Source organism: Micromonospora sp. BS32, from assembly GCF_059089345.1.
In genome coordinates, this window is record NZ_JBSSHR010000008.1 from 170,382 (window position 1) to 193,651 (window position 23,270).

Below are 23,270 nucleotides of genomic sequence, written 5' to 3' on the forward strand. Positions count from 1 at the left end.
GGCCGCTCAGCCGATCTCCTCGTCCACGAAGCACCAGCGCCACGCCTCCCCCGGCTCGATAGAGCGCATCACCGGGTGCGAGGTCGACTCGAAGTGCTTCATCGCGTGCTGGTACTCCGAGGAGTCGCAGCAGCCCACGTGACCGCAGGTGAGGCAGGCGCGCAGGTGCACCCAGTCGGCGTTGCCGATGGCCACGCAGTCCGGGCACTCGGACGTCGTCCTCGGCTCCGCGGTGCCGGCCTCGGCCAGGTGCTGGCAGCTCATCAGTCGATCTCCTGTCGCAGCAACGACTCCTCCAGATCCAGGTCACGGTAGGCCCGCACCAGCACCTCCTCCGGAATCCGGCCGGCGTCGCGCGCCGCGCGGAACACCTCCCGCTCGGCGTCGATCATCTCCTGTCGCAGCCGACCGTACGCCTGCGACGGGGTTTCCCGCCCACTGCCACCCAGCCGTTCCCAGGCCACGTTGGTACGGCTCTGCACGAGCGTGCGCAGCCGCTCCACGACCGCCTGGGGCGCCCCTTCGGCGAGCGCGTCGAGGCGTTCCCGGGCGGCCTTCCCGGCCTGCTGCTGCACCGCCGCGGCGGTCAGCGCGTCCTGCACCGGGTCGTCGGCGGGCAGTTTGAGCCAGCGGGCCACCGCCGGCAGGGTGGCGCCCTGCACCACCAGGGTCACCACGATCACCGCGAACGCCAGCCAGATGAACAGCGCCCGCTGGTAGGGCCGGTCCCCGGCGATGGTCAGCGGCAACGCCAGCGCGGCGGCCAGGGTGACCACCCCGCGCATGCCGGCCCAGCCGATCACGATGGGCACCCGCACCGGCGGGACCGGATCGCGGCGCCGGACCCGGGGCACCAGCCGGGCCAGGTAGGTGGCCGGGAAGAGCCAGACGAACCGGGTCAGGAAGACGGCCAGCAGCACCGCGGCGGTGATCCCGACCAGGCGGCCGAGGGGCTCGTCCAGGTCCCGCACCACCTCGCGAAGTTGGAGACCGACCAGCAGGAAGACCAGCCCTTCCAGCAGGAATCGGGCCAGCCGCCAGAACGCGCCGATCTGGAGCCGGGAGGCGGCCGAGAGCAGCAGCGGCATCTTGTGGCCGATGCCCAGGCCGGTCACCACCACCGCGACCACCCCGGAGGCGTGGATCTCCTCGGCGGCGAAGACCACCGCGAACGGCACGATCAGCGACAGCGCGTTGTCGAGCAGCGGGTCGGTGGTGTGCTTGTGCAGGAAGCCGAAGACGACCACCCCGAGCAGCCCGACCAGGATGCCGCCGCCGGCGGCGACCAGCACCTCCCTGGCGACGTAACCGGCGCCCACACTCCCGCCGGCGGCGGCCGCGGCGGCGACCGACACCCGCAGCAGCACCAGCGCGGTGGCGTCGTTGACCAGGCTCTCGCCCTCCAGGATGGTCACGATCCGGCGGGGCAGCCCGACCTTCCGGGCCACCGCGGTGGCGGCGACCGCGTCGGGCGGCGCCACCACCGCGCCCAGCGCCACACAGATGGCGTACGGCAGGTCGGGCAGGAACAGGTGCACGACGGTGCCCACCACGAACGCGGTGAAGAGCACCAGCCCCACCGCGAGCAGCAGGATCGGCCGCAGGTTGAGCCGGAACGCCGGCACCGACGTCTCCAGGGCCGCCACGTAGAGCAGCGGCGGCAGGATCCCGACCAGCACCAGGTCGGGGTCGAGCCGGACCTGGGGGAAGCCGGGCAGGAAGGAGAGCCCGAGGCCGAGCACGACCAGCAGGATCGGGGAGAGCAGGCCGAGCCGGCGGGCCAGCGCCGCGCCGAACGTCGCGATCGCGAGGAAGACCACGACCTCGAACAGAGCTTCCATGGGGTACGAGCCTAGGCGTACCCGGGGTGCGTGGTGATCAGGCGGTGGCCCGCAGTTTCGGCAGCACCTCGGCGCCGAACGTGTCGATGAACGCCCGCTGCTCCTGCCCGACGTGGTGCAGGGCGATCTGGTCGAAGCCGAGTTCGATGTACTCCTCCAGCCAGCCGACGTGCCGGCCCAGGTCGGCGGAGACGTTGACCACCTCGGTGACCTTCGCCAGTGGCACGTCCTGGCTGACCGTGTCGAAGTGCTCGGCGGTGTCCAGGTCCCAGCAGACCGGCGGCGGGAAGATGTTGCTGCGCCACTGGTCGTACGCGATCGCCTCGGCCTCGGCCTGCTCGGGCGCCCAGCTCACGTGCACCTGCAGGTGCAGCGGCCCGCGCCCGCCGGCGTCCCGGTACGCGCCGATCATCTCCCGCAGGTGCCCGGTCGGGGCGTTGACGGTGATCAGACCGTCGGCCCACTCGGCGCACCAGCGGGCGGTGGCGACGCTGACCGCCGCGCCGATCAGCGCGGGTGGCTGCTCCGGCCGGGTCCACAGCTTCGCCCGGTCCACCCGGACCAGCCCGTCGTGGCTGACCTCCTCACCGGCGAGCAGCGCGCGGATCACGTCGACGCACTCGCGCAGCCGGGCCGCCCGGACGTCCTTGCGCGGCCAGCCGTCGCCGGTGATGTGCTCGTTGCTCGCCTCCCCGGTGCCCAGGGCGGCCCAGAACCGGCCCGGGTACATCGCGCCGAGGGTGCCGATGGCCTGCGCGATGATCGCCGGGTGGTAGCGCTGCCCGGGCGCGTTGACCACGCCGAAGGGCAGGCCGGTGGCCTGGAGCGCGGCGCCCAGCCAGGACCAGGCGAAGGCGGACTGCCCCTGCCGGGCGCTCCACGGCGAGAAGTGGTCGGACGACATGGCCGCGTCGAAGCCGGCCCGTTCGGCGTGGATCACCGCCTCCAGCAGCTTGCGGGGAGGGATCTGCTCATGGGAAGCGTGGAAGCCGAACACCGTCATGGACGGAACTCCTACCCATGACGGCGTCCGGCCAATCGCCTACTCGGAGTGCGCGCCGGCGCCGGCGCCGACCTCGCCCTCCCCCACCCACACCGTCTTGATGTTGCAGAACTCGCGCATGCCCAGCGCGGAGAGTTCGCGCCCGTAGCCGGAGTTCTTCACCCCGCCGAACGGCAGCTCCGGATAGGACGTGGTCATCCCGTTGATGAAGACGTTGCCGGCGTCCAGGTCGGCGGCGAAGCGCTCCTGCTCCGCCTCGTCGGCGGTCCAGGCGTTGGAGCCGAGGCCGAAGCTGGTGCCGTTCGCCACCTCGATCGCCTCCTCGTACGAGGAGACCCGGTAGAGGCCGGCGACCGGCCCGAAGACCTCCTCGGCCCACATCCGCATCTGCGGGGTCAGGTCGGTGACCACGGTCGGCGGGTAGTACCAGCCGTCGCCGGCGGGCTTCTCGCCGCCGCAGAGCACGGTGGCGCCGTTGCGCACCGCGTCCTGCACCTGGGCGTCGATCTCGTCCCGGCCGCGCTCGCTGGCGAGCGGACCGACGTCGGTCGTCTCGTCCATCGGGTCGCCGACCCGCAGCGCGGACATCCTGGCGGCGAACTTCTCGGCGAAGGCGTCGAAGACGTCGGTGTGCACGATGAAGCGCTTGGCGGCGATGCAGGACTGGCCGTTGTTCTGGCAGCGGGCGGTGGTCGCCACCTCGGCGGCCCGGTCCAGGTCTGCGGAGGGCATCACCACGAAGGGGTCGCTGCCGCCCAGCTCCAGCACCGTCTTCTTCAGCTCCCGGCCGGCGATCTGGCCGATCGAGCGGCCGGCGCTCTCGCTGCCGGTCAGGGTGGCGGCGCGTACCCGGGGGTCGCTGAGGATCCGGTCGACGGCCTCGGAGCCGACCAGCAGGGTGGTGAAGGCGCCCTCCCCGAAGCCGGCCCGACGGAACACGTCCTCCAGGTAGAGGGCGGTCTGCGGCACGTTGGAGGCGTGCTTGAGCAGGCCGGTGTTGCCGGCCATCAGCGCGGGCGCGGCGAACCGCATCACCTGCCAGAGCGGGAAGTTCCACGGCATGACCGCGAGCACCGGGCCGATCGGCTGGTACCGGACGAAGGCGCGCTTCGCCTTGACCGCGCCGGCGTCGGCGGGCTCGTCGGCGAGCATCCGCTCCGCGTTGGCGGCGTAGAAGCGGCAGGCGGTCGCGCACTTCGTGACCTCGGCCTTCGCCGCGGCGTACGTCTTGCCCATCTCGGTGGTCATCAGCCGGGCGGTGGTGTCCCGTTCGGCGTCGAGCAGGTCGGCGGCGGCGTTCATCCACTGCGCCCGTTGGGCGAACGTGGTGCGGTGCAGCTCCCGGAAGGCGAGGTCCGCCCGCTCGATCGCGGCGTCGATCTCCTCGTCCGACATCGGGTCGTACGACTTGAGCACCTGACCGGTGGCCGGATTGGTGGTGGCGATGGGCATTCTCGTACTCCTGTCACTCGAAGAGTGAGTGGCGCGCACCCGGCTCCTCGCGGTGCCGGGCGGCGCGACGGCGCTGGATGACGACCAGGTCGACCACGGCGACCACGGCGAACAGCGCGCAGACCACGCCCAGCCAGACCACCTCGATCCGGAACGCCAGGATCGCGAAGACGGTCATGGTGACCAGCCCGAACAGGGCCAGCACGAACCGGAGGTTGAGCGCGCTGTACGCGTGGCCGACCGTGCCGCGAGCGCGCCGGGGCTGCGATCTCGTCATTCCTGGGGGCTACCCCCGCAGGCGCGGGGCTAACCGGACAGGCGCCCACACCGGGGCGCGCGGCGGTGCGCGCCGGCGACCGCAACGGCCGGGAGGGCTGGCGGTGATCCCGGCCACGGAGCGGGTACGCCGAGGATGCGACCACCGGTGGGTTGCGTTACACCGGTGCGCCGCTACCGGGCCGACACCGGGGCCGGCGGGAAGGATGAGGGCATGACCATGACCCACGCGGTGCCGGTGACCGTCGCCATCGCCCGGCGGGCGGACCCGGCGCGGGCCCACGAGATGGTCGCCTGGATGCGGGCCGGCAGCGCGCTGGCCGAGAGCTTCCCGGGTTTCCTCGGCGTCGGCTGGGTGCAGAGCGCCCCCGGCTCGCCGGAGTGGCACATGCTCTACCGGTTCGCCGACGACGAGACGCTGCGCCGCTGGGAGGAGTCGCCGCAACGCAACTGGTGGCTGACCTCGGCGCAGGGCATCGTCGAGCACACCCGGGTGGAGCGGCGGACCGGCATCGAGGGTTGGTTCGACCCGCCGGTCGACCACGTGGTGGAGAACGTGGCCACCGACGCCGGGGGGCCGGTCCCCGTCACCCCGCCGCGCTGGAAGCAGGCGGTCACCATCTGGCTGGCGTTCTTCCCGCTGAGCCTGACCGCGACCCTGCTCACCGCCCGGTTCATCAGTGGGGTGCCGCTGGCGGCCCGGGTACTGATCATGACGCTCTGCCTGACCCCGCTGATGACCTACCTGGTTCTACCCCGGATCACCCGGGCGCTGCACTGGTGGCTGCACGGTCAGCAGCCGCCCTGGCGGGCGCGTTGAGCCACTGAGTAGCAGATTCATGTTTCTAAATATTGACTCCGCCTGAAAGTCGACACGAGCGGACCGCCCCACCCGGCCGGCCCATAGAGTGACCGCGCTGTCGCTCCGCGCCGCCGGACCGGGGGAATGAGATGCCACGACGCTGGGTCGCCGCCGTCGCCTGCCTGTTGGCGCTGGTCGCCCTCGCCTGCGAGAAGGGCAGCGAGGCCAGCCCGAGACCGTCCCGCGACTCGACGCCGGCCGGGCTGCCGGCCACCATGGCGGCCCTGGGCGACTCCATCACCACCGGCTTCGCGTCCTGCCTGGTGCTCACCTCGTGCCAGCGCAACTCCTGGTCCACCGGGGACGGCATCCGGGTGGAGAGCCACTACCGCCGGCTGCTCGACAGCGACCCACGGCTGCGCGGCCGGGCGTTCAACCACGCCGTGCCGGGGGCCCGCGCCGAGGCGCTCACCGGCCAGGCCGGCGCGGCGGTACGCGACAAGGCCGACTACGTCACCGTGCTGATCGGGGCCAACGACGCCTGCCGGGACAGCATCGGCGCGATGACCCCGGTGAAGACCTACCGCGCCCAGGTCGACCGGGGGCTGCGGGTGCTGCGCGACGGGCGGCCGAAGGCCAAGGTGCTCGTGGTCAGCATCCCGGACCTCTACCGGCTCTGGGAGGTCGGCCACACCGACGGCCGGGCCAGCCGGATCTGGCGCGCCGGCATCTGCCCCGCCCTGCTGGCCAACCCGACGTCGACCGCGTCGGCCGACCGGACCCGCCGGACCGCCTTCCGCAAGCGGATCGACGCCTACAACGACCAGTTGCGGGCGGCCTGCCGGGCGTACGGCTCCCGGTGCCGGTACGACGGCGGCGCGGTGCACCGGGTCCGCTTCAGCCTGGACGAGGTGAACGGGTTGGACTGGTTCCACCCCAACGTCGCCGGGCAGAACCGGCTGGCCGAGGTGAGCTTCTCCGCCGCCGGCTGGCGGCTGTAGACCCGGACCCGCCGGGCGCCGGGCCGGGACTCAGCGATGGCGCTGTTGCGGCACCCCGCCCTGGCCGCGGTAGAGCGCGCGGGCCCGCTCGGCGAGATCCTTCGTCGCCGACGAGTTCGCCCAGGTGCCCAGGATGATCGCCGCGCCCGGCACGACCTTGGCGAAGATCCGCTTGGCCGCCCGGACCCCGGCCATCCGGGCCAGCCGGACGCCCAGTTGGAGCATCACCTTGCCGAGCGGGCTCTGCGCCCCGCGGCCGAACAGTGCCCCGGCGCGCTCCCGCCCAGCGGCGACGCCCAGGGCCAGCCGGGCGCTCTCGGCGACCTTGTGCACCTTCTGCAGGACGAGCAGGTCGGTGGCCCGGTCCGGGTGCACCGGGTCCACGCCGTACGCGGCGGCGACGTGCAGCACCAGGCGGGCCTGGGTCCAGGCCAGCACGCCCACGTCGATGACCGCTCCCGGCAGGCCGGCCACGCCGGAGACCGCCCCGGAGAGGCGGGCCCGGTTGACGAACTTCCGGACCGCCTGCTCGGCGAGCTCGTCGGCGGAGACGTCGGGCCGGTTCGCGCGCTCCCGGGCCACCCACGCGGCGGCCTCCGGCCCCAGCCGGCGGACCGCCTCCAGGGCGAGGTGCTCGGGGGCGTACTGCGGGTCCTCCCGCATCCGGTCCCAGAGGTTGGCCGGGGGCGCCTCCGGGGCGTCCGCCGGGTCACCGGTCGGACCGGCGGCAGGCGGCGCGGCCGGCTGCGCCGGGGCGACGGGCTGCGGGGTGGGGACGGTGGGTTCGTCGTCGACGGGGGCGGCGTCGGACACGGGGGCTCCCGGTGCAGTCGTCGGACGGGTGATCAGCGGCGGCGACCGGAGAGCTTGCTGACCACCTGCTTCAGCCTGGCCTGGTTCTCGGGCTTGGCCAGCTCGCGTCGACCACGGGCGACCAGCTGCTGGCCCCGCGGCGACCGCAGGAACGCGCTGATCCGTTGCATCAGTGCCGACATGTCGTCCTCCGTCTCGGTGGTTCTCCCGTCATGTGTACCCGCAACCGGCAACTGGGAATCCGTCCACAGGGGTCGATCAGGCGAGGATGGCGTCGACGACCTCGGTGGCCCGCCACTCGTGCTGGGCGTACGCGTCGGGGAACGCGGAGACCTGGACGGCCTGGGCGGCCAGGGTCAGCGGCAGGTCCTGCCAGCCCGGGATCTGCAGCAGCACGGTGAGGAAGGCCTGGGTGGCGAACTCCGGGTCCATCAGCTGGGAAACCTCGCCCCAGCCACTGCTCGGACGCTGCTGGAACAGCCCCACGGAGTCGTGGTCCCAGCCGATGGCCTGGTGCGGGTACTCCTGCGACTCGGGGAGCACGCCGCTGGCGTAGTTGTAGAGATTGCTCTCCTGCATCGCGGTGGCGACCGCGATGATCAGTCCCTGCCGCGGCACGCCCATCTTCCGACCGGCCTTCACGATCGCCTTGGCGTTGTCCATCTGGTCCTCGTCCAGGCCGGCCACCGGGGCGATCCGCTTCGGCTTCGGCTTCGGCTTCGGCTTGGGCTTCGGCTTTGCCTTCCTGGTCGCGGTCGCGGTCGGGGCGGCCGTCGGGCTGGCAGCGGTCTGCGCGGGGGTGGGGGGCACGGTGACCGGGGTGCGCTCGAGGCTCCGGGAGGCGGCCCCCTCCTGGGCCCGCTCGGCGAGCGCCGCCTGGGCGCCGACCGGCTCGCCCCGGTCGGCGGGGAGGACCTGCACCCCGGCGAAGGCCGCGAGGCCGAGGCAGGAGACCACGCCGGTGGCCAGCGCCGCCCGGCGCGGGCGGCGGATCAGGTGGTTAACGAGCCCGCCAAGGCGGGTACGGAGGGTGGGGGACGCCGCAGTCTCGCGGAGAACGCCGACCTGAACGGACGAGGGGGTATCGTCCGAACGGCCAGTCGTGCCTTCGGGGGCGTACTGGTCGTCGCTGGTGTCGTCGTCACGCATCCGACGAGGCTAGGCAGCTTGACCTGCGGTTACCCACCGTCACGAGGTGACGCTGACCACAAACCGCCGGCGCGGATTCCGACATCCGCCGCCGGTGGTGCCGGCGTGCGGACAGAACCGGCGAGCCGGGCCAATCCGACATGACGGTGCCGGCCGACCGGACGGGGACGCCGAGAGCGCAATCCCCGCACCCGGTGCCATGATCCCCCACCTCCACCGTTCGGCGGATCGGACACCGGGCCGAATGGCGGCGGAGGCCCGGATGATCGTTGAATTGCGGTGCTTTCTCCGCTTTTGATCACCCGCGCACCGGCCGATCTCCCGCTGGTGGAATGGATGACGGCCGCGGGTACGTTCCCCGAACCGGGTGCCGTGTGCGCGCGGCGGCCCGTACGCGTTTCCTCAGGAGGTCCGAACCGGTGCTCGACCCACACGAGCTCTACGAGCTCACCGACGATCTGCCCGACCTCGGCCAGCCGGTACTGATCCAGGCGCTCACCGGCTTCGTCGACGCCGGCAGTGCCACCCGGCTCGCCCGGGAGCAGCTGCTGACCTCCCTCGAGTCGCGGACGATCGCCACCTTCGACGTCGACCAGCTCTTCGACTACCGCTCCCGGCGTCCGGTGATGACCTTCGTCGAGGACCACTGGGAGCACTACGACGCGCCCGAGCTGGCGCTGCACCTCCTGCACGACGACGACGAGACGCCCTTCCTGCTGCTCACCGGCCCCGAGCCGGACGTGCAGTGGGAGCGGTTCGTCGCCGCGGTGAGCGCGCTCTCCGCCCGGCTCGACGTCCGCCTCACCGTGGGCCTCAACTCCATCCCGATGGCCGTGCCGCACACCCGGCCCGCCGGGGTGACCGCGCACGCCACCCGGCGCGAGCTGATCGCCGGCTACGAGCCGTGGCTGCAGCGGGTGCAGGTCCCCGGCAGCGTCGGGCACCTGCTGGAGTACCGGCTCGGCGAGGCCGGCCGGGACGCCCTCGGCTTCGCCGCGCACGTGCCGCACTACGTCGCCCAGACCGAGTACCCGGCCGCCGCCGAGGCGTTGCTCTCCTCGGTGTCCCGCAGCACGGGTCTGCTGCTGCCCAGCGACAGCCTGCGCACCGCCGCCGAGGTGGTCCGGGTCGAGATCGACCGGCAGGTCGGGCAGACCGACGAGGCCGCCGCGCTGGTGCGGGCCCTCGAGGAGCAGTACGACGCCTTCGCCCGCGGGCGGGGCGAGAAGAACCTGCTGGCCGCCGAGGCCGGCCCGCTGCCCACCGCCGATGAGCTGGGCGCCGAGCTGGAGCGCTTCCTGGCCGAGCAGACCCGCCCGGGCGAGACCCCGGGCAGCTGACCCCACGCGCGCCCGCCCGCCCCGGTGCCCCGGGGTGGGCGGGCGCGAGGCACCAGGGGGCGACACTCGCGCCCCGCCGAGGCGGCGGGTCGCGGCCGGATGGGGCAGGCTGGTGACATGCGCCTGGCGACCTGGAACGTGAACTCGGTGAAGGCCCGGCTCCCCCGGCTGCTCGACTGGCTGGCGACCACCGGGCCGGACGTGGTCTGCCTGCAGGAGACCAAGTGCCCCGACGGCGCGTTCCCGGTGGCCGAGGTGGGCGCACTGGGCTACGAGGTGGCCAGCCACAGCGACGGCCGGTGGAACGGGGTGGCGATCCTGTCCCGGGTCGGGCTCGCCGACGTCGCCGTCGGGTTCCCCGGCGAGCCGGGATTCCCCGAGCCCGAGGCCCGGGCCATCGCCGCGACCTGCGACGGGGTCCGGGTCTGGTCGGTGTACGTCCCGAACGGCCGCGCACCGGACGACCCGCACTACGCGTACAAGCTGGCCTGGTTCGCGGCGCTGCGGGACGCGCTAGAGACGGAACTGGCCGGCGGCGCACCGGTGGCGGTCTGCGGCGACTTCAACGTCGCGCCGACCGACGACGACGTCTGGGACCCGGCGCTCTTCGTCGCCTCCACCCACGTCACCCCGGCCGAGCGGGCCGCCCTGGCCGCGCTGCGCGACCTGGGGCTGAGCGACGTGGTGCCCACCCCGATGAAGGGGCCGCACCCGTACACCTACTGGGACTACCGGGCCGGGATGTTCCACCAGAACAAGGGCATGCGGATCGACCTCGTGTACGCCTCCGCGCCGTTCGCCCGCGCGGTCCGCGCCGCGTACGTCGACCGGGAGGCGCGCAAGGGCAAAGGCCCCTCGGACCACGCCCCGATCGTGGTCGACGCCGAGCTGGTGCCGGTCGTCGAGACGTTCTGACCCGGGCCAAACGCGGGGCGGGCGAACCGGGGCCGGGGCACGGCTAGGGTGGGGTCATGGCAGTCGTGAAGATCAACGCGATCGACGTCCCGCCCGGTGCCGGTGCGGAGCTGGAGAAGCGGTTCGCCGCCCGGGCCGGCGCGGTGGAGAACTCCCCCGGCTTCCTCGGCTTCGAGCTGCTCCGCCCGGTCGCCGGGGAGAGCCGCTACTTCGTCTACACCCGGTGGGAGACGGAGGAGGCCTACCAGGCGTGGGCGGCCGGCCCGTCGCGCGCCGCGCACGCCGGCGGCGAGGGTGGCGAACAGCGCCGGCCCGTGGCCTCCGGGGCCACGCTGCTGGAGTTCGAGGTCGTGCAGCAGGTGACAGGCAAGGGCTGAGCGGCCGCCCATCGGCGGTCAGGGCTTTCGGGTCTCCGCCAGCGAGGCGAAGGCGATGACGTTGTCGGCGTAGCCGGTCTTCCCGCCGATCCACTGCCCCCCGCAGGTGATCAGGCGGAGCGCCGGCTCGCCCGAGTCGCCGTAGACCCGGTCGGCCGGCAGGCTGGCCTTGCTGAAGTACTCGACCGAGTCGACCCGGAAGACCACCACGCGCCGGTCGTCCCGGGTCACCTCGACCCGGTCGCCCGGCTTGAGTTTGCGCAGGTCGTAAAAGACCGCCGGGCCCTTCTTGGAGTCCACGTGCCCGACGATGATCGCCCGGCCCGGCTCGCCCGGGGTCGGGCCGCGGTCGTACCAGCCGGTCTCGTCGTGCCGGTTCAGCGGCGGTACGTCGATCGAGCCGTCCCGGGCCTGGCCGACCGGGGCGACCGGGGCGGCCACCTTGATCGCCGGGACGGCGAGGCGTACCGGCCGACTGGCCGGCTCTTTTCTCCTCGACTGCTCCTCGGGGCGCTGCGGCGACGCGGCCCAGTCGAACGGCCCGACCGTGCTGCCCAGCCCGGCGCCGGTGGCGAAGACACCCACCAGCACCAGCACCACGGCCAGCGGCACCGACCAGGGGCGGCGTCCGGGCGTGGGGTCACGTCGGGTGGGCGCCGAGGCGGGCGGCGGCAGCATGGTCAGCGCCCGGCGACGCCACGGGGCCGGCGGGCCGCCACGAGGCCGACGACCGCGCCGCCGATGGTCAGCGCGAGGCCACCCGGGACCAGCAGGCCGGTGAGGTCCGGGCCACCGGCGGCACCGCCGAAGCCGGTGTGCGGGCCGGGGCTCGGCTTCATCGCCTTGACCACCTGGAGCATCGTCGAGGCGGTCGCGCCGTTCGGGCACTCCAGCTTGACCCGGTAGTTGCCGGGGCGGGTGCGCTCCCGGACCATCGGCGACGCGGTCAACTCCCCCCGCTGCGGCTGCACCTGGATCCGCCCGAAGGCGTCCGAGACGACGGTCGCCGGGATCGAGTTGTCCCGGCAACTGGCCCGGATACCGACCAGGAAGCCGGCCTCGACGGTGCTCGGGGTGACCTCCACGAAGACCATGTCGGCCGGGGACGGCTGGGTGTCCGACGGGCCGGGGGCCGGCGCCAGGGCGCGCGGGGCGGCGGCCGGGGCGGTACCCCCGGCGGCCAGGGCGGCACTCGCGCCGCCCAGCGCCGGAGCGAGCACCCCGAACGCGACCGCCAGCGCGGTGCGCTGGAGCGTGACCGACACCCTGCCCCCCTTCGGCGCCGACGGGCAGCGCCGGGGCGGCAAAGCACCGACCTGCCGTACGGGATGCATCGTCTCACCCCCGGGCGTACATCACATCCGATACGCCGGAACCGTCGCGTACGCTCGGGTCGCTGTGACCACCACCGACCTGAACCCCGCCGGCCCGGCCGCCCCGATCCGCACCTTCCACCCCCGGCGCGGCCGGATGAGCGACCGCCAGACGGACGCGCTGGAACGGCTCTGGCCGGCGTACGGGATCGACATCGCCGACCTCGACGGCCCGGTCGACCCGACGGCGTTCTTCGGTCGCGGCGCCCCGGTGGTGCTGGAGATCGGCTCCGGCATGGGCGACGCCACCGCCGCGATGGCCGCCGCCGACCCGGACCGCGACTACCTGGCGGTCGAGGTGCACACCCCGGGCCTCGCCAACCTGCTCGACGTGGTCGACCGGCACCGGCTGGGCAACGTCCGGATCGCCCGGGGGGACGCGCTGGACCTGGTCCGCGCCCTGCCCGAGGGCTCGCTGGACGCCGTGCACGTCTTCTTCCCCGACCCCTGGCCGAAGTCCCGGCACCACAAGCGGCGGCTGATCCAGCCCAGCCACGTGGCGCTGCTGCGCTCGCGCCTCGCACCCGGCGGGACGCTGCACTGCGCGACCGACTGGGCCGAGTACGCCGAGTCGATGCGGGAGACCCTGGCCGCCGACCCCGGCCTGGTCGACGCGCACGACGGCTTCGCGCCCCGCCCGGCCCACCGTCCGGTCACCAAGTTCGAACGCCGCGCCCTCACCGCCGGTCGCCCGATCTTCGACCTGATCCACCACCGGCACCCCTGACCCCTCCCGTGCCGCCGGGGAGGCCCGGTTGGCGGGTGGGGGCGTGTCCCAGGCACGATGGGGGCGCTATGACGCTCACTGCCGCGCTGCCTCGACGCGCCGACCCCGACACCCTCTTCGACGCGTTCGCCGGTTGGGCGAAGGAGCGCGGCCTCGACCTCTATCCCCACCAGGAGGAGGCGGTCATCGAGATCGTCTCCGGCGCCAACGTGATCATGAACACGCCGACCGGCTCGGGCAAGAGCCTGGTCGCGATCGCCGCCCACTTCGCCGCCCTGGCCGACGACCGGACCACCTTCTACACCGCCCCGATCAAGGCCCTGGTCTCGGAGAAGTTCTTCGCCCTCTGCGAGGTCTTCGGCGCCGAGAACGTCGGCATGCTCACCGGCGACGCCAGCGTCAACGCCGATGCCCCGATCATCTGCTGCACCGCCGAGATCCTGGCCAACCTCGCGCTGCGCGAGGGCGCGAAGGCCGACGTCGGCCAGGTGGTCATGGACGAGTTCCACTTCTACGCCGAGCCGGACCGGGGCTGGGCCTGGCAGGTGCCGATCATCGAGCTGCCGCAGGCGCAGTTCGTGCTGATGTCGGCCACCCTCGGCGACACCACCCGCTTCGTCGACGACCTGTCCCGGCGTACCGGCCGGCCCACCGCCGTCGTGCGCTCGGCCGAGCGGCCGGTCCCGCTCCTCTTCTCGTACGCGACCACGCCGATGCACGAGACCCTCGAGGAGCTGCTGGAGACCAAGCAGGCGCCGGTCTACGTCGTGCACTTCACCCAGGCCGCCGCGCTGGAACGGGCCCAGGCGCTGATGAGCGTCAACGTCTGCACGCGCGCCGAGAAGGACATGATCGCCCAGGCGATCGGGAACTTCCGGTTCACCTCCGGCTTCGGCAAGACGCTGTCCCGGCTGGTCCGGCACGGCATCGGCGTGCACCACGCCGGCATGCTGCCCAAGTACCGCCGCCTGGTGGAGACCCTGGCCCAGGCCGGGCTGCTCAAGGTCATCTGCGGCACCGACACCCTTGGCGTCGGGATCAACGTGCCGATCCGCACCGTGCTCTTCACCGGCCTGTCCAAGTACGACGGGGTGCGCACCCGGCTGCTCAAGGCCCGCGAGTTCCACCAGATCGCCGGCCGGGCCGGGCGGGCCGGCTTCGACACCCTGGGCCGGGTCGTGGTGCAGGCCCCCGAGCACGTGATCGAGAACGAGAAGGCCCTGGCCAAGGCCGGCGACGACCCGAAGAAGCGCCGCAAGGTGGTCAAGAAGAAGCCGCCGGAGGGCTCGATCGGCTGGGGCGAGCCGACCTTCCAGCGCCTGGTCGAGGCCGAGCCGGAGCCGCTGACGTCCAGCTTCCAGGTCAGCCACTCGATGCTGCTCAACGTCATCGGTCGCCCCGGTGACGCGTTCACCGCCATGCGGCACCTGCTCACCGACAACCACGAGGACGCCGCCGCCCAGCGCCGGCACATCCGCCGGGCCATCGCCATCTACCGGGCGCTGCGCGCCGGCGGGGTGGTCGAGCAGCTCGACCAGCCCGACGAGACGGGCCGGCGGGTCCGGCTCACCGTCGACCTCCAGCTCGACTTCGCGCTCAACCAGCCGCTCTCCCCGCTGGCGCTGGCCGCGATCGAGCTGCTCGACGTCGACTCCCCGTCGTACGCCCTGGACGTGCTCTCGGTGATCGAGTCGATCCTCGACGACCCGCGCCAGGTGCTCTCCGCCCAGCAGTTCAAGGCCCGGGGCGAGGCGGTCGCCGCGATGAAGGCCGAGGGCATCGAGTACGAGGCCCGGATCGAGCTGCTCGACGAGGTGACCTGGCCCAAGCCCCTGGCCGAGCTGCTGGGGGCCGCGTACGAGATGTACCGGCAGGGTCACCCGTGGGTCGCCGACCACGAGCTCTCCCCCAAGTCCGTCGTCCGGGACATGTACGAGCGGGCGATGACCTTCACCGAGTACGTGCAGTTCTACTCCCTCACCCGCTCCGAGGGCCTCGTCCTGCGCTACCTCGCCGACGCGTACAAGACGCTGCGGCAGACCGTCCCCGAGGACGCCAAGACCGAGGAGCTGGTCGACCTCATCGAGTGGCTGGGTGAGCTGGTCCGCCAGGTCGACTCCAGCCTGATCGACGAGTGGGAGCGGCTGCGCAACCCGTCCGACGTCGCCGACGCCGCGCAGGCGCACGCCTCCCTCGAGGAACGGGTCCCGGCAGTGACCCGCAACGCCCGCGCCTTCCGGGTGCTGGTGCGCAACGCGCTGTTCCGTCGGGTCGAGCTGGCCGCCCTGCGCCGCTGGTACGACCTCGGCGAGCTGGACTCCGCGTCGGGCTGGGACGCCGACGCCTGGGCCGAGGCGCTGGAGCCCTACTTCGAGTCGTACGACGGGATCGGGGTGGGGCCGGACGCGCGCGGGCCGGCGCTGCTGATGATCGAGCAGGGTCGGGACCGGTGGACGGTGCGGCAGATCCTGGACGACCCCGAGGGCGACCACGACTGGGGCATCAGCGCCGAGGTGGACCTCGCCGCCAGCGACGAGGCGGGCGCCGCCGTCATCCGGATCACGGACGTCGGCCAGCTCTGAGATTTTGTTCGAAAGGGGCCGTCCGGAGTGTCCGGGCGGCCCCTTTCGTACCCTGGGCGATGTCAGGCCCGTCGATTAGAATGTATGTACTAATCGAGTTCTTGACCTGGGAGGACGCTCGTGACCGCGCCCACCTCCGCCACCCCGCTCACCCCCTACGCCACGCTCCTGGGCTTCACCCGGTATGTCGACCGCACCGGGCCGACCAAGGCCACCTTCGTCGGCGGGCTGCGCAAGCAGCGGGCCAGCCGGCACGGCTTCAACCCGCACGGCCAGTTCGTCAAGGCCCTCAAGGCCGATGTCGCCTTCCACACCGGCGGCACCCACCTGGCGCAGGTCGCCGATCTGGTCAAGCCCCGCTGGCGCCCGCTCTACCAGGCGCTCGTCCCGGGCGCCACGGCCTGGCTGGAGTCGCTGGGCGAGCCGGCCGGCGTCGACCTGGCCCAGACCCGTGACGCCCTCGCCATGCTCGGCGACCTGCCCGTCAAGATCAACCCGCACTTCGGCGTCCGGTACGCCGACGGCCGCGCCGAGGCGGTCCGGCTGCACTTCGACGAGGCCCCGCCGAGCGAGGAGGCCACCCTGGCCACCCTGCACCTGATGGCCCGCCACATGGACGCGGTGCTGCCGCACGCCGAACCGGTCCTGGTCGACGTCCGCCGCGGCGAGTCCCACCGCATGCCCCCCACCGTCAAGCCCGAACAGGTCGAACGCTGGCTGGCCGGCGAGGCCGCCGCCTTCCGCTCCCTCTGGTCCACCGCCGCCTGACCCACCCCACCCCCGCCTGCCAGGCGCGCATTCTCACGGAAAGAGTGGCTGTCCGACGTCGGTAGCCACTCTTTCCGGGAAACTGCGCCTGGCGGGCGGCGAGGGGGTATTCGCTGGGTCTATGCGATTCGACCAGCACACCGTGGTGCTCCTGTCCCGCCCGGCGGACGCGCCCGAGCTACCTCGGGACGCCGCCGACCGGCTGCAGGACGCCCACCTGGCCCACCAGGCGGGGCTCGTGGAGCAGGGGCTGGTCCTCGCCGCCGGGCCGTTCCTGGACCCGGACGACCCCACACTGCGTGGTCTCGCGGTGCTCCCGATCGCCGCGGAGGAGGCCCGCGAGCTCTACACCAACGACCCGGCGGTACGCGCCGGCCAGCTCGTGGTCCGGGTGGCGAGCTGGATGGTGCCGGAGGGCAACGTGCGGTACGAGAGCGTCGGCGTGCCCCGGTCGATGCTGGAGGCGGCGGCCGGGGACTGACCGGGTCAGTCCTCCGACGCGGGCCGGCTGCCCGGCACGGTCGGCATCGGCCACTGCCCGGTCCGGACGGTCAGCGTTGGCTCGATCTGGTGGTCGGCCCAGACGTAGGTGTCCGGCAACAGCTCCCGCACTCCGACCGCCCGCAGCTCGTCCGCCGTGCCGACGATCACCCGGATCGACGGGAAGTAGTCCAGCAGCACCTGGCGGCACCGACCGCAGGGCGGGATCACCCCGCGCCCCCGGTCGCCCACCGCCACGATGGTCTCCAGCGTGCCCGCCCCCTGGGTGGCGGCCACGCCGATGGTGACCAGCTCGGCGCAGGGGCCGCCGGTGAAGTGGTAGGCGTTCACCCCGGTGAAGATCCGGCCGTCGGCGGTCCGGGCGGCCGCCGCGACGGTGTGGTTCTCGCTGCGGCAGCGCAGCTTGGCGACGGCCGTGGCGGCCTGCACCAGTGCGCGGTCGACGTCCCGCATCGTCATTTCGGCCCCCCGGAGATCGTGTCGTTCGGCGGCAAGCCTAGCGGCCGGGCCCCCGGTCCCCCAGACAGCGACCCGGGGTGTGGCCTGGGGCGGGCGGTAACCCGCGGGCGGTCCGGCGGCGGGCTGCCTATCCTTGGCGACGACATGCAGAATCCAGCCGTACCCGCCGACGCCGTCACCGCCCGTGAGCTGCACCGCCGCCTCGACCTCCTGATGTACCGCGACCAGCGCCGCCTGCAACGACGGCTGGACGGGGTACGCCGGCTGAAGGACCCGCAGCGGCGCGACGACGCGCTGGCCGAGATCGCCGCGGACGTGGCCCGGGCCGAGGCCCGGCTGGCCGACCGGCGCACCGCCGTGCCGGTGATCACCTACCCGGCCCAGCTGCCGGTCAGCGAGCGCCGGGACGACATCGCCGCCGCGATCCGCGACCACCAGGTGGTGATCGTGGCCGGCGAGACCGGCTCCGGAAAGACCACCCAGCTACCGAAGATCTGCCTGGAGCTGGGGCGCGGCATCAGCGGCCTGATCGGGCACACCCAGCCCCGGCGGTTGGCAGCCCGGACGGTGGCCGACCGGATTGCCGAGGAGCTCGGCACCGAGCTGGGTGACGTGGTGGGCTACAAGGTCCGCTTCACCGACCAGGTCGGTGACCGGAGCCTGGTCAAGCTGATGACCGACGGCATCCTGCTGGCCGAGCTGCAGAACGACCGGATGCTCCGCCAGTACGACACGTTGATCATCGACGAGGCGCACGAGCGCAGCCTCAACATCGACTTCATCCTCGGCTACCTGAGGCAGCTCCTCCCCCGCCGCCCCGACCTCAAGGTGATCATCACCTCGGCGACCATCGAAACCGACCGGTTCGCGAAGCACTTCGCCGACAGCGAGGGGAAGCCGGCGCCGGTGGTCGAGGTCTCCGGGCGGACCTACCCCGTCGAGGTGCGGTACCGGCCGCTGGTCGAGGTGAGCGAGGCCGACGAGGACTCCGGCGACGACGAGGAGAACGTCCGCGACCAGATCCAGGCGATCGGCGACGCGGTCGAGGAGCTGGCCGCCGAGGGCCCCGGTGACATCCTGGTCTTCCTCAGCGGCGAGCGGGAGATCCGGGACACCGCCGACGCCCTGGGCAAGCTGGTGGAGAAGAGACGGTCGCTGCTCGGCACCGAGATCCTGCCGCTGTACGCCCGGCTGTCCTCCGCCGAGCAGCACCGGGTCTTCGCCCCGCACGCCGGGCGCCGGGTGGTGCTCGCCACCAACGTCGCGGAGACCTCGCTGACCGTCCCTGGCATCAAGTACGTGGTGGACCCGGGCACCGCCCGGATCTCGCGCTACTCCAGCCGGCTCAAGGTGCAGCGGCTGCCGATCGAGCCGGTCTCCCAGGCCTCGGCCAACCAGCGCAAGGGGCGCTGCGGTCGTACCTCGGACGGCATCTGCATCCGCCTCTACGACGAGCCGGACTTCCTCTCCCGCCCGGAGTTCACCGACCCGGAGATCCTGCGCACCAACCTCGCCTCGGTCATCCTCCAGATGACCTCGATCGGGCTCGGCGACGTCGCCGCGTTCCCGTTCATCGACCCGCCGGACCGGCGCAACGTCGCCGACGGCGTGAACCTGCTGCACGAGCTGGGCGCGCTCGACCCGGCCGAGACCGACCCGGCGAAGCGGCTCACCGCACTGGGCCGGCGGCTGGCGCAACTCCCGGTCGACCCACGGCTGGCCCGGATGGTGCTGGAGGGCGAGCGCAACGGCTGCGCCACCGAGGTGGTGGTGATCGCCGCCGCGCTGTCGATCCAGGACCCGCGGGAGCGGCCGGCGGAGAAGCAGGCCCAGGCCGACCAGGCGCACGCCCGGTTCGCCGACAAGGAATCGGATTTCGTCGCCTTCCTCAACCTCTGGCGCTACCTGCGCGAGCAGCAGCGGGAGCTGTCGTCCAGCGCGTTCCGCCGGATGTGCAAGGCGGAGTACCTGAACTACCTGCGGGTGCGGGAGTGGCAGGACATCGTCAGCCAGCTGCGCCAGGTGCTGCGTACCCCCGATCAGGGCGACGCGCGGCGCGGCCGGCGCGTCGCGGCGGCGGCCACCGACACGGACGGAGCCGGCGGTCGCCGCGGTCCGGCCGCGGACCTGCCGGAGGAGATCGACACCCCGAAGGTGCACCAGTCGCTGCTGCCGGGCCTGCTGTCGCACATCGGGCTCAAGGACGCCCAGAAGCACGAGTACCTGGGCGCCCGGGGCGCGAAGTTCGTGATCTTCCCCGGTTCGGCGCTGTTCAAGAAGCCGCCGCGCTGGGTGATGGCCGCCGAGCTGGTGGAGACCTCCCGGCTCTGGGGCCGGGTGGCCGGGCGGGTCGAGCCGGAGTGGGTGGAACCGCTGGCCCAACACCTGGTCAAACGCAGCTACAGCGAGCCGCACTGGGAGAAGAAGCAGGCCGCGGTGATGGCCTACGAGAAGGTCACCCTGTACGGCATCCCGCTGGTCACCTCCCGCAAGGTCAACTTCGGCCGGATCGACTCGGCGCTGAGCCGGGAGCTGTTCATTCGGCACGCGCTGGTCGAGGGCGACTGGCAGACCCACCACCAGTTCTGGCGGGACAACCAGAAGCTCCTCACCGAGATCGAGGAACTGGAGAACCGGGCCCGCCGCCGGGACATCCTGGTCGACGACGAGACGATCTTCAACTTCTACGACCAGCGGATCCCCGCCGACGTGGTCTCCGGCCGGCACTTCGACTCGTGGTGGAAGAAGGCCCGCCGGGAGAACCCGGAGCTGCTCACCTTCACCCGGGAGCTGCTGGTCAACTCCGGTCGCGGCGGGGTGGACGAGGCCGACTACCCGGACGAGTGGCGGGCCGACGGGGTGGCCCTGCCGCTGACGTACACCTTCGACCCGACCGCGCCGAGCGACGGCGTCACGGTGGACATCCCGCTGCCGCTGCTCAACCAGGTGCCGGCGGAGAGCTTCGACTGGCAGGTGCCGGGGCTGCGCGAGGAGCTGGTCATCGCGCTGATCCGGTCGCTGCCCAAGGCGATCCGGCGCAACTTCGTCCCGGTGCCCGACTACGCCCGGGCCGCGCTCGCCGCGATCACCCCCGGCGAGGAGCCGCTGCTCGACGCGCTCACCCGTCAGCTGCGCCGGATGACCGGGGTGACCGTGCCCCGCGACGCCTGGGACACCGCCCGGCTCCCGGCGCACCTGCGGGTCGGCTTCCGGGTGCTGGACGAGGAGAACAAGCCGGTCGCCGAGGGCAAGGACCTGACGGCCCTGCAACGCCAGCTCCGCCAGGAGGTACGCCAGGTCGTCGCGGCCGCCGCGCCGGACGTGGCCCGTACCGGTCTGACCCAGTGGAGCATCGGGGCCCTGCCGCGCACCGTCGAGCAGGTCCGCGCGGGGTACGCGGTGACCGCGTACCCAGCACTGGTCGACGAGGGCTCGACGGTGGGGGTGAAGGTCTTCGACTCGGAGGCCGAGCAGGCCGCCGCGCACTGGGCCGGCACCCGGCGGCTGCTCCGGCTGACCGTGCCGTCGCCGGCGAAGTTCCTGCAGGGGCGACTGACCAACGAGGCGAAGCTGGCGCTGAGCCGCAACCCGCACGGCGGGGTGCAGCAGCTCATCGAGGACTCCGCCGGGGCGGCGATCGACAAGCTGATCGGTGACGCGGGCGGACCGGCGTGGGACGCCGAGGGCTTCGCCGCGCTGCGCGACCGGGTCCGCGCCGACCTGGTCGACACCGTGGTCGAGGTGATGGACCGGGTCCGCCGGGTGCTCGCCGCGGCGTACGCGGTGGAGCAGCGACTCGGCGCCACCCGCAACCTGGCCGTGGTGGCCGCGCTGGCGGACATCCGCAACCAGCTCGCCGGGCTGGTGCACCCGGGCTTCATCACCGAGGCCGGGTACGCCCGCCTGCCGGACCTGCTGCGCTACCTGACCGCGATCGAGCGGCGGCTGGACCGGCTGCCCGGCAACCCGCAGCGGGACAAGTCCCAGCAGGACCGGATCGCGGTGGTGCAGAAGGAGTACGGCGACCTGCTGGCCGCGCTGCCGCCGAGTCGGCGGCAGTCCGCGCCGGTCCGGCAGATCCGCTGGATGATCGAGGAGCTGCGGGTGAACGTCTTCGCCCAGGCGCTGGGCACTCCGTACCCCGTGTCGGAGCAGCGGATCTACCGGGCCATGGACGACGCCGAAGGGCGCTAGGCCAGCGGCTCGACGCCGGGCGGCAGCTCGTCGGTGGCGGTGGCGTCGTGGACGTACTCCAGCAGGATCCGGCGCAGCTCCCGGCCGGCGTGGGTGGGTACCACGTCGCGGCGGCGCGCCACCGCGATGGTCCGCCGGACGCCGGGCGGGGCGAGCCGGGTGACCCGGACGCCGGCCCGGCGGGCGACCACGATGCCGGGGACCAGGGCGATGCCCAGGCCTGCCTCGACGAAGCTCAGCACGGCGTCCATCTCCCCGCCGTCGACCGAGAAGGTGGGCTCGAAGCCGGCGTCCCGACAGGCCTGGATGGTGGCGTCGCGCAGGTCGTAGCCCTCGCGGAACATCACCAGGGGCTGGCCGCGCAGGTCGGTGATGCGCAGCTCCCCGCCGTCCGCCGCGGCGGGCAGCGGCTCCACCGAGGCGACCACCAGGCTCTCCCGCAGGATGGGGTCGACGCGCAGCCCCGGGTCGGCGCCCTGCGCCGGCATGATGATCAGGGCCAGGTCGAGGTCGCCGCGGAGCAGGTCGCGGACGAGGTCCTGCGAGCCGCCCTCCTCCACCCGCAGGTCGACGGTGGGGTGGGCGTCGCGGAACCGGCGCAGCACCGGCGGGGCGAGCGAGGTGGCGAGGCTGGGGGTGGCGCCGAGCCGGACCCGGCCCCGGCGCAGCCCGACCAGCTCCTGCACCTCGCGGGTGGCGGTCTCGACGTCGGCCAGGATCCGCTTCGCCAGCGGCAGCAGCACGTCGCCCGCGGCGGTGAGGGTGATGTTGCCCCTTACCCGTTCGAAGAGCGGGGCCCCGAGGTCGGTCTCCAGGGCGTGAATTTGCTTACTCAGCGAGGGCTGGGTGATGCCGACGAGGTCGGCGGCTTGGGTGAAATGTCGTACTTCTGCGACCGCGACGAAGTACCTGAGCTGATGGAGCTGCATCTACATAGCCTACGGCTATTAAGACTGCGAAGTCGATGCATTGGACGCCTGATCGAACTGCTCCTAGCGTCGGTCAGGTGGTAATCACGAAAACTCGGTCGCCCATCCGCTCGAACGTCGGCCTGAAGGCCGTCATGGCGGTGACGGGCATCCTCCTGGTGCTCTTCCTCGTCGCGCACATGCTCGGCAACCTGAAGATCTTCACGGGTGCCGAAGCGTTCAACCACTACGCGCACTGGCTGCGCGACCTCGGCACGCCGCTGCTCGCGGCCGGCTGGTACCTGTGGATCCAGCGCACCGTGCTGGTCGTCGCGGTGCTGGCCCACATCGGGGCCGCCACCCTGCTGGCCGTGCGCGCCCGCGCCGCCCGCCCGGTGCGGTACGCCCACCGCACGAAGGTGCACGGCAGCTACGCGGCCCGCACCATGCGCTGGGGTGGGGTGATCATCCTGCTCTTCGTGATCTACCACATCCTGGACCTGACCACCGGCACGCTGAACCCGGTCGGCGACCCTGCCCGGCCGCACAGCAACGTGGTGGCCGACTTCGCGCCGGAACGCTGGTACGTGACGCTCTTCTACACCCTGGCCGTGGTGGCGCTCGGATTCCACCTGCGCCACGGCGCGTTCAGCGCGTTCCGCAGCCTCGGCCAGCAGACCCCGAAGGGTGAGCGCCGCGCCCGCCGCCTGGCGCTGGTCTTCGCCGTGACGCTGACCGCCGGCTACCTGGCGGTTCCGTTCGCCGTACTCACCGGATTGGTGTCCTGAC

General features: G+C 72.8%; 23 protein-coding genes. 11 read left to right on the top strand and 12 right to left on the bottom strand.

Going from position 1 to position 23,270, the window contains the following annotated elements; translation table 11 throughout:
• Positions 1-6: 6 nt before the first annotated feature.
• Genes AC5RWQ_RS15130 through AC5RWQ_RS15150 form a run of 5 tightly spaced genes read right to left on the bottom strand, consistent with a single transcriptional unit; the run spans position 7 to position 4,573 of the window.
• The gene (locus AC5RWQ_RS15130) at positions 7-264 is read right to left on the bottom strand and encodes a UBP-type zinc finger domain-containing protein (RefSeq protein ID WP_494283350.1); all 258 of its coding nucleotides are present in this window, start codon (positions 262-264) and stop codon (positions 7-9) included.
• Entirely contained in the window at positions 264-1,841 is a 1,578-nt protein-coding gene (locus AC5RWQ_RS15135; RefSeq protein ID WP_494283351.1) for a Na+/H+ antiporter, read from the bottom strand. The genes AC5RWQ_RS15130 and AC5RWQ_RS15135 overlap by 1 nt, the downstream gene beginning before the upstream one ends.
• 37 nt (positions 1,842-1,878) lie before the next feature.
• A complete protein-coding gene (locus AC5RWQ_RS15140; RefSeq protein ID WP_494283352.1) occupies positions 1,879-2,844 on the bottom strand; it encodes a TIGR03885 family FMN-dependent LLM class oxidoreductase in 966 nt (321 codons plus the stop codon).
• Positions 2,845-2,883: 39 nt separating this feature from the next.
• The gene (locus tag AC5RWQ_RS15145) at positions 2,884-4,296 is read right to left on the bottom strand and encodes an NADP-dependent succinic semialdehyde dehydrogenase (RefSeq protein WP_494283353.1); all 1,413 of its coding nucleotides are present in this window, start codon (positions 4,294-4,296) and stop codon (positions 2,884-2,886) included.
• 13 nt (positions 4,297-4,309) lie between these two features.
• Positions 4,310-4,573, bottom strand: a complete 264-nt coding sequence (locus AC5RWQ_RS15150) for a DUF6343 family protein (protein WP_494283354.1) — start codon at positions 4,571-4,573, stop codon at positions 4,310-4,312.
• A gap of 213 nt (positions 4,574-4,786) precedes the next feature.
• Here AC5RWQ_RS15150 and AC5RWQ_RS15155 point away from each other — a divergent pair, with 213 nt between their 5' ends.
• Both AC5RWQ_RS15155 and AC5RWQ_RS15160 read left to right on the top strand, forming a co-directional pair.
• Positions 4,787-5,392 carry an antibiotic biosynthesis monooxygenase gene (locus AC5RWQ_RS15155; RefSeq protein WP_494283355.1) on the top strand — a complete coding sequence of 202 codons (606 nt, stop codon included), beginning with the start codon at positions 4,787-4,789 and terminating at the stop codon, positions 5,390-5,392.
• Between the two features lie 131 nt (positions 5,393-5,523).
• A complete protein-coding gene (locus AC5RWQ_RS15160; protein ID WP_494283356.1) occupies positions 5,524-6,375 on the top strand; it encodes a GDSL-type esterase/lipase family protein in 852 nt (283 codons plus the stop codon).
• A gap of 30 nt (positions 6,376-6,405) precedes the next feature.
• Here the strand turns inward: AC5RWQ_RS15160 and AC5RWQ_RS15165 are convergent, their stop codons facing one another.
• The 3 genes from AC5RWQ_RS15165 to AC5RWQ_RS15175 form a co-directional block, all read right to left on the bottom strand.
• Positions 6,406-7,188, bottom strand: a complete 783-nt coding sequence (locus AC5RWQ_RS15165) for an EcsC family protein (RefSeq protein ID WP_494283357.1) — start codon at positions 7,186-7,188, stop codon at positions 6,406-6,408.
• A 32-nt stretch (positions 7,189-7,220) separates the two neighbouring features.
• A complete protein-coding gene (locus AC5RWQ_RS15170; protein WP_494283358.1) occupies positions 7,221-7,370 on the bottom strand; it encodes a hypothetical protein in 150 nt (49 codons plus the stop codon).
• Between the two features lie 76 nt (positions 7,371-7,446).
• Complete coding sequence (locus tag AC5RWQ_RS15175; protein WP_494283359.1) at positions 7,447-8,337, bottom strand: peptidase M23; 891 nt, start codon at positions 8,335-8,337, stop codon at positions 7,447-7,449.
• Between the two features lie 419 nt (positions 8,338-8,756).
• Here AC5RWQ_RS15175 and AC5RWQ_RS15180 point away from each other — a divergent pair, with 419 nt between their 5' ends.
• From AC5RWQ_RS15180 to AC5RWQ_RS15190, 3 genes are all read left to right on the top strand, one after another.
• Positions 8,757-9,677: a proteasome assembly chaperone family protein gene (locus tag AC5RWQ_RS15180; protein ID WP_494283360.1), complete on the top strand. Its 921-nt coding sequence runs from the start codon at positions 8,757-8,759 to the stop codon at positions 9,675-9,677.
• Positions 9,678-9,794: 117 nt separating this feature from the next.
• Positions 9,795-10,592, top strand: coding sequence for an exodeoxyribonuclease III (locus AC5RWQ_RS15185; protein WP_494283361.1), 798 nt, complete (start codon positions 9,795-9,797; stop codon positions 10,590-10,592).
• 56 nt (positions 10,593-10,648) lie between these two features.
• Positions 10,649-10,969, top strand: coding sequence for an antibiotic biosynthesis monooxygenase family protein (locus AC5RWQ_RS15190; protein ID WP_494283362.1), 321 nt, complete (start codon positions 10,649-10,651; stop codon positions 10,967-10,969).
• 18 nt (positions 10,970-10,987) lie between these two features.
• On the opposite strand, the gene AC5RWQ_RS15195 is transcribed toward AC5RWQ_RS15190, so the two are convergent.
• Both AC5RWQ_RS15195 and AC5RWQ_RS15200 read right to left on the bottom strand, forming a co-directional pair.
• Positions 10,988-11,647, bottom strand: a complete 660-nt coding sequence (locus AC5RWQ_RS15195) for a class F sortase (protein ID WP_494283363.1) — start codon at positions 11,645-11,647, stop codon at positions 10,988-10,990.
• Positions 11,648-11,649: 2 nt separating this feature from the next.
• Positions 11,650-12,303, bottom strand: coding sequence for a hypothetical protein (locus AC5RWQ_RS15200; protein ID WP_494283364.1), 654 nt, complete (start codon positions 12,301-12,303; stop codon positions 11,650-11,652).
• Positions 12,304-12,367: 64 nt separating this feature from the next.
• Here AC5RWQ_RS15200 and trmB point away from each other — a divergent pair, with 64 nt between their 5' ends.
• From trmB to AC5RWQ_RS15220, 4 genes are all read left to right on the top strand, one after another.
• Positions 12,368-13,069 carry a tRNA (guanosine(46)-N7)-methyltransferase TrmB gene (gene trmB, locus AC5RWQ_RS15205; protein WP_494283365.1) on the top strand — a complete coding sequence of 234 codons (702 nt, stop codon included), beginning with the start codon at positions 12,368-12,370 and terminating at the stop codon, positions 13,067-13,069.
• Positions 13,070-13,137: 68 nt separating this feature from the next.
• Positions 13,138-15,651: a DEAD/DEAH box helicase gene (locus AC5RWQ_RS15210; RefSeq protein WP_494283366.1), complete on the top strand. Its 2,514-nt coding sequence runs from the start codon at positions 13,138-13,140 to the stop codon at positions 15,649-15,651.
• Positions 15,652-15,771: 120 nt separating this feature from the next.
• Positions 15,772-16,419, top strand: coding sequence for a hypothetical protein (locus AC5RWQ_RS15215; protein WP_494283367.1), 648 nt, complete (start codon positions 15,772-15,774; stop codon positions 16,417-16,419).
• A gap of 121 nt (positions 16,420-16,540) precedes the next feature.
• Positions 16,541-16,900 (top strand): YciI family protein, encoded by a 360-nt coding sequence (locus AC5RWQ_RS15220; protein ID WP_494283368.1) that lies wholly within the window; start codon positions 16,541-16,543, stop codon positions 16,898-16,900.
• Positions 16,901-16,905: 5 nt separating this feature from the next.
• On the opposite strand, the gene AC5RWQ_RS15225 is transcribed toward AC5RWQ_RS15220, so the two are convergent.
• Complete coding sequence (locus AC5RWQ_RS15225) at positions 16,906-17,379, bottom strand: cytidine deaminase family protein (RefSeq protein WP_494283369.1); 474 nt, start codon at positions 17,377-17,379, stop codon at positions 16,906-16,908.
• 144 nt (positions 17,380-17,523) lie between these two features.
• Here AC5RWQ_RS15225 and hrpA point away from each other — a divergent pair, with 144 nt between their 5' ends.
• Complete coding sequence (gene hrpA / locus AC5RWQ_RS15230; protein ID WP_494283370.1) at positions 17,524-21,573, top strand: ATP-dependent RNA helicase HrpA; 4,050 nt, start codon at positions 17,524-17,526, stop codon at positions 21,571-21,573.
• Here hrpA and AC5RWQ_RS15235 read toward each other — a convergent pair.
• Complete coding sequence (locus AC5RWQ_RS15235; protein ID WP_494283371.1) at positions 21,570-22,502, bottom strand: LysR family transcriptional regulator; 933 nt, start codon at positions 22,500-22,502, stop codon at positions 21,570-21,572. The genes hrpA and AC5RWQ_RS15235 overlap by 4 nt on opposite strands.
• A gap of 35 nt (positions 22,503-22,537) precedes the next feature.
• On the opposite strand from AC5RWQ_RS15235, the gene AC5RWQ_RS15240 reads away from it, so the two are divergent.
• Complete coding sequence (locus AC5RWQ_RS15240; protein ID WP_494283372.1) at positions 22,538-23,269, top strand: succinate dehydrogenase cytochrome b subunit; 732 nt, start codon at positions 22,538-22,540, stop codon at positions 23,267-23,269.
• The last annotated feature ends 1 nt before the right edge of the window (position 23,270 follow it).

Bases quoted from the DNA above. Each gene is read 5' to 3' on its own strand.
- AC5RWQ_RS15130 (WP_494283350.1), bottom strand. From the start codon at position 264: ATGAGCTGCCAGCACCTGGCCGAGGCCGGCACCGCGGAGCCGAGGACG.
- AC5RWQ_RS15135 (WP_494283351.1), bottom strand. From the start codon at position 1,841: ATGGAAGCTCTGTTCGAGGTCGTGGTCTTCCTCGCGATCGCGACGTTC.
- AC5RWQ_RS15140 (WP_494283352.1), bottom strand. From the start codon at position 2,844: ATGACGGTGTTCGGCTTCCACGCTTCCCATGAGCAGATCCCTCCCCGC.
- AC5RWQ_RS15145 (WP_494283353.1), bottom strand. From the start codon at position 4,296: ATGCCCATCGCCACCACCAATCCGGCCACCGGTCAGGTGCTCAAGTCG.
- AC5RWQ_RS15150 (WP_494283354.1), bottom strand. From the start codon at position 4,573: ATGACGAGATCGCAGCCCCGGCGCGCTCGCGGCACGGTCGGCCACGCG.
- AC5RWQ_RS15155 (WP_494283355.1), top strand. From the start codon at position 4,787: ATGACCATGACCCACGCGGTGCCGGTGACCGTCGCCATCGCCCGGCGG.
- AC5RWQ_RS15160 (WP_494283356.1), top strand. From the start codon at position 5,524: ATGCCACGACGCTGGGTCGCCGCCGTCGCCTGCCTGTTGGCGCTGGTC.
- AC5RWQ_RS15170 (WP_494283358.1), bottom strand. From the start codon at position 7,370: ATGTCGGCACTGATGCAACGGATCAGCGCGTTCCTGCGGTCGCCGCGG.
- AC5RWQ_RS15175 (WP_494283359.1), bottom strand. From the start codon at position 8,337: ATGCGTGACGACGACACCAGCGACGACCAGTACGCCCCCGAAGGCACG.
- AC5RWQ_RS15185 (WP_494283361.1), top strand. From the start codon at position 9,795: ATGCGCCTGGCGACCTGGAACGTGAACTCGGTGAAGGCCCGGCTCCCC.
- AC5RWQ_RS15190 (WP_494283362.1), top strand. From the start codon at position 10,649: ATGGCAGTCGTGAAGATCAACGCGATCGACGTCCCGCCCGGTGCCGGT.
- AC5RWQ_RS15195 (WP_494283363.1), bottom strand. From the start codon at position 11,647: ATGCTGCCGCCGCCCGCCTCGGCGCCCACCCGACGTGACCCCACGCCC.
- AC5RWQ_RS15200 (WP_494283364.1), bottom strand. From the start codon at position 12,303: ATGCATCCCGTACGGCAGGTCGGTGCTTTGCCGCCCCGGCGCTGCCCG.
- AC5RWQ_RS15210 (WP_494283366.1), top strand. From the start codon at position 13,138: ATGACGCTCACTGCCGCGCTGCCTCGACGCGCCGACCCCGACACCCTC.
- AC5RWQ_RS15220 (WP_494283368.1), top strand. From the start codon at position 16,541: ATGCGATTCGACCAGCACACCGTGGTGCTCCTGTCCCGCCCGGCGGAC.
- AC5RWQ_RS15225 (WP_494283369.1), bottom strand. From the start codon at position 17,379: ATGACGATGCGGGACGTCGACCGCGCACTGGTGCAGGCCGCCACGGCC.
- hrpA (WP_494283370.1), top strand. From the start codon at position 17,524: ATGCAGAATCCAGCCGTACCCGCCGACGCCGTCACCGCCCGTGAGCTG.
- AC5RWQ_RS15235 (WP_494283371.1), bottom strand. From the start codon at position 22,502: ATGCAGCTCCATCAGCTCAGGTACTTCGTCGCGGTCGCAGAAGTACGA.
- AC5RWQ_RS15240 (WP_494283372.1), top strand. From the start codon at position 22,538: ATGCATTGGACGCCTGATCGAACTGCTCCTAGCGTCGGTCAGGTGGTA.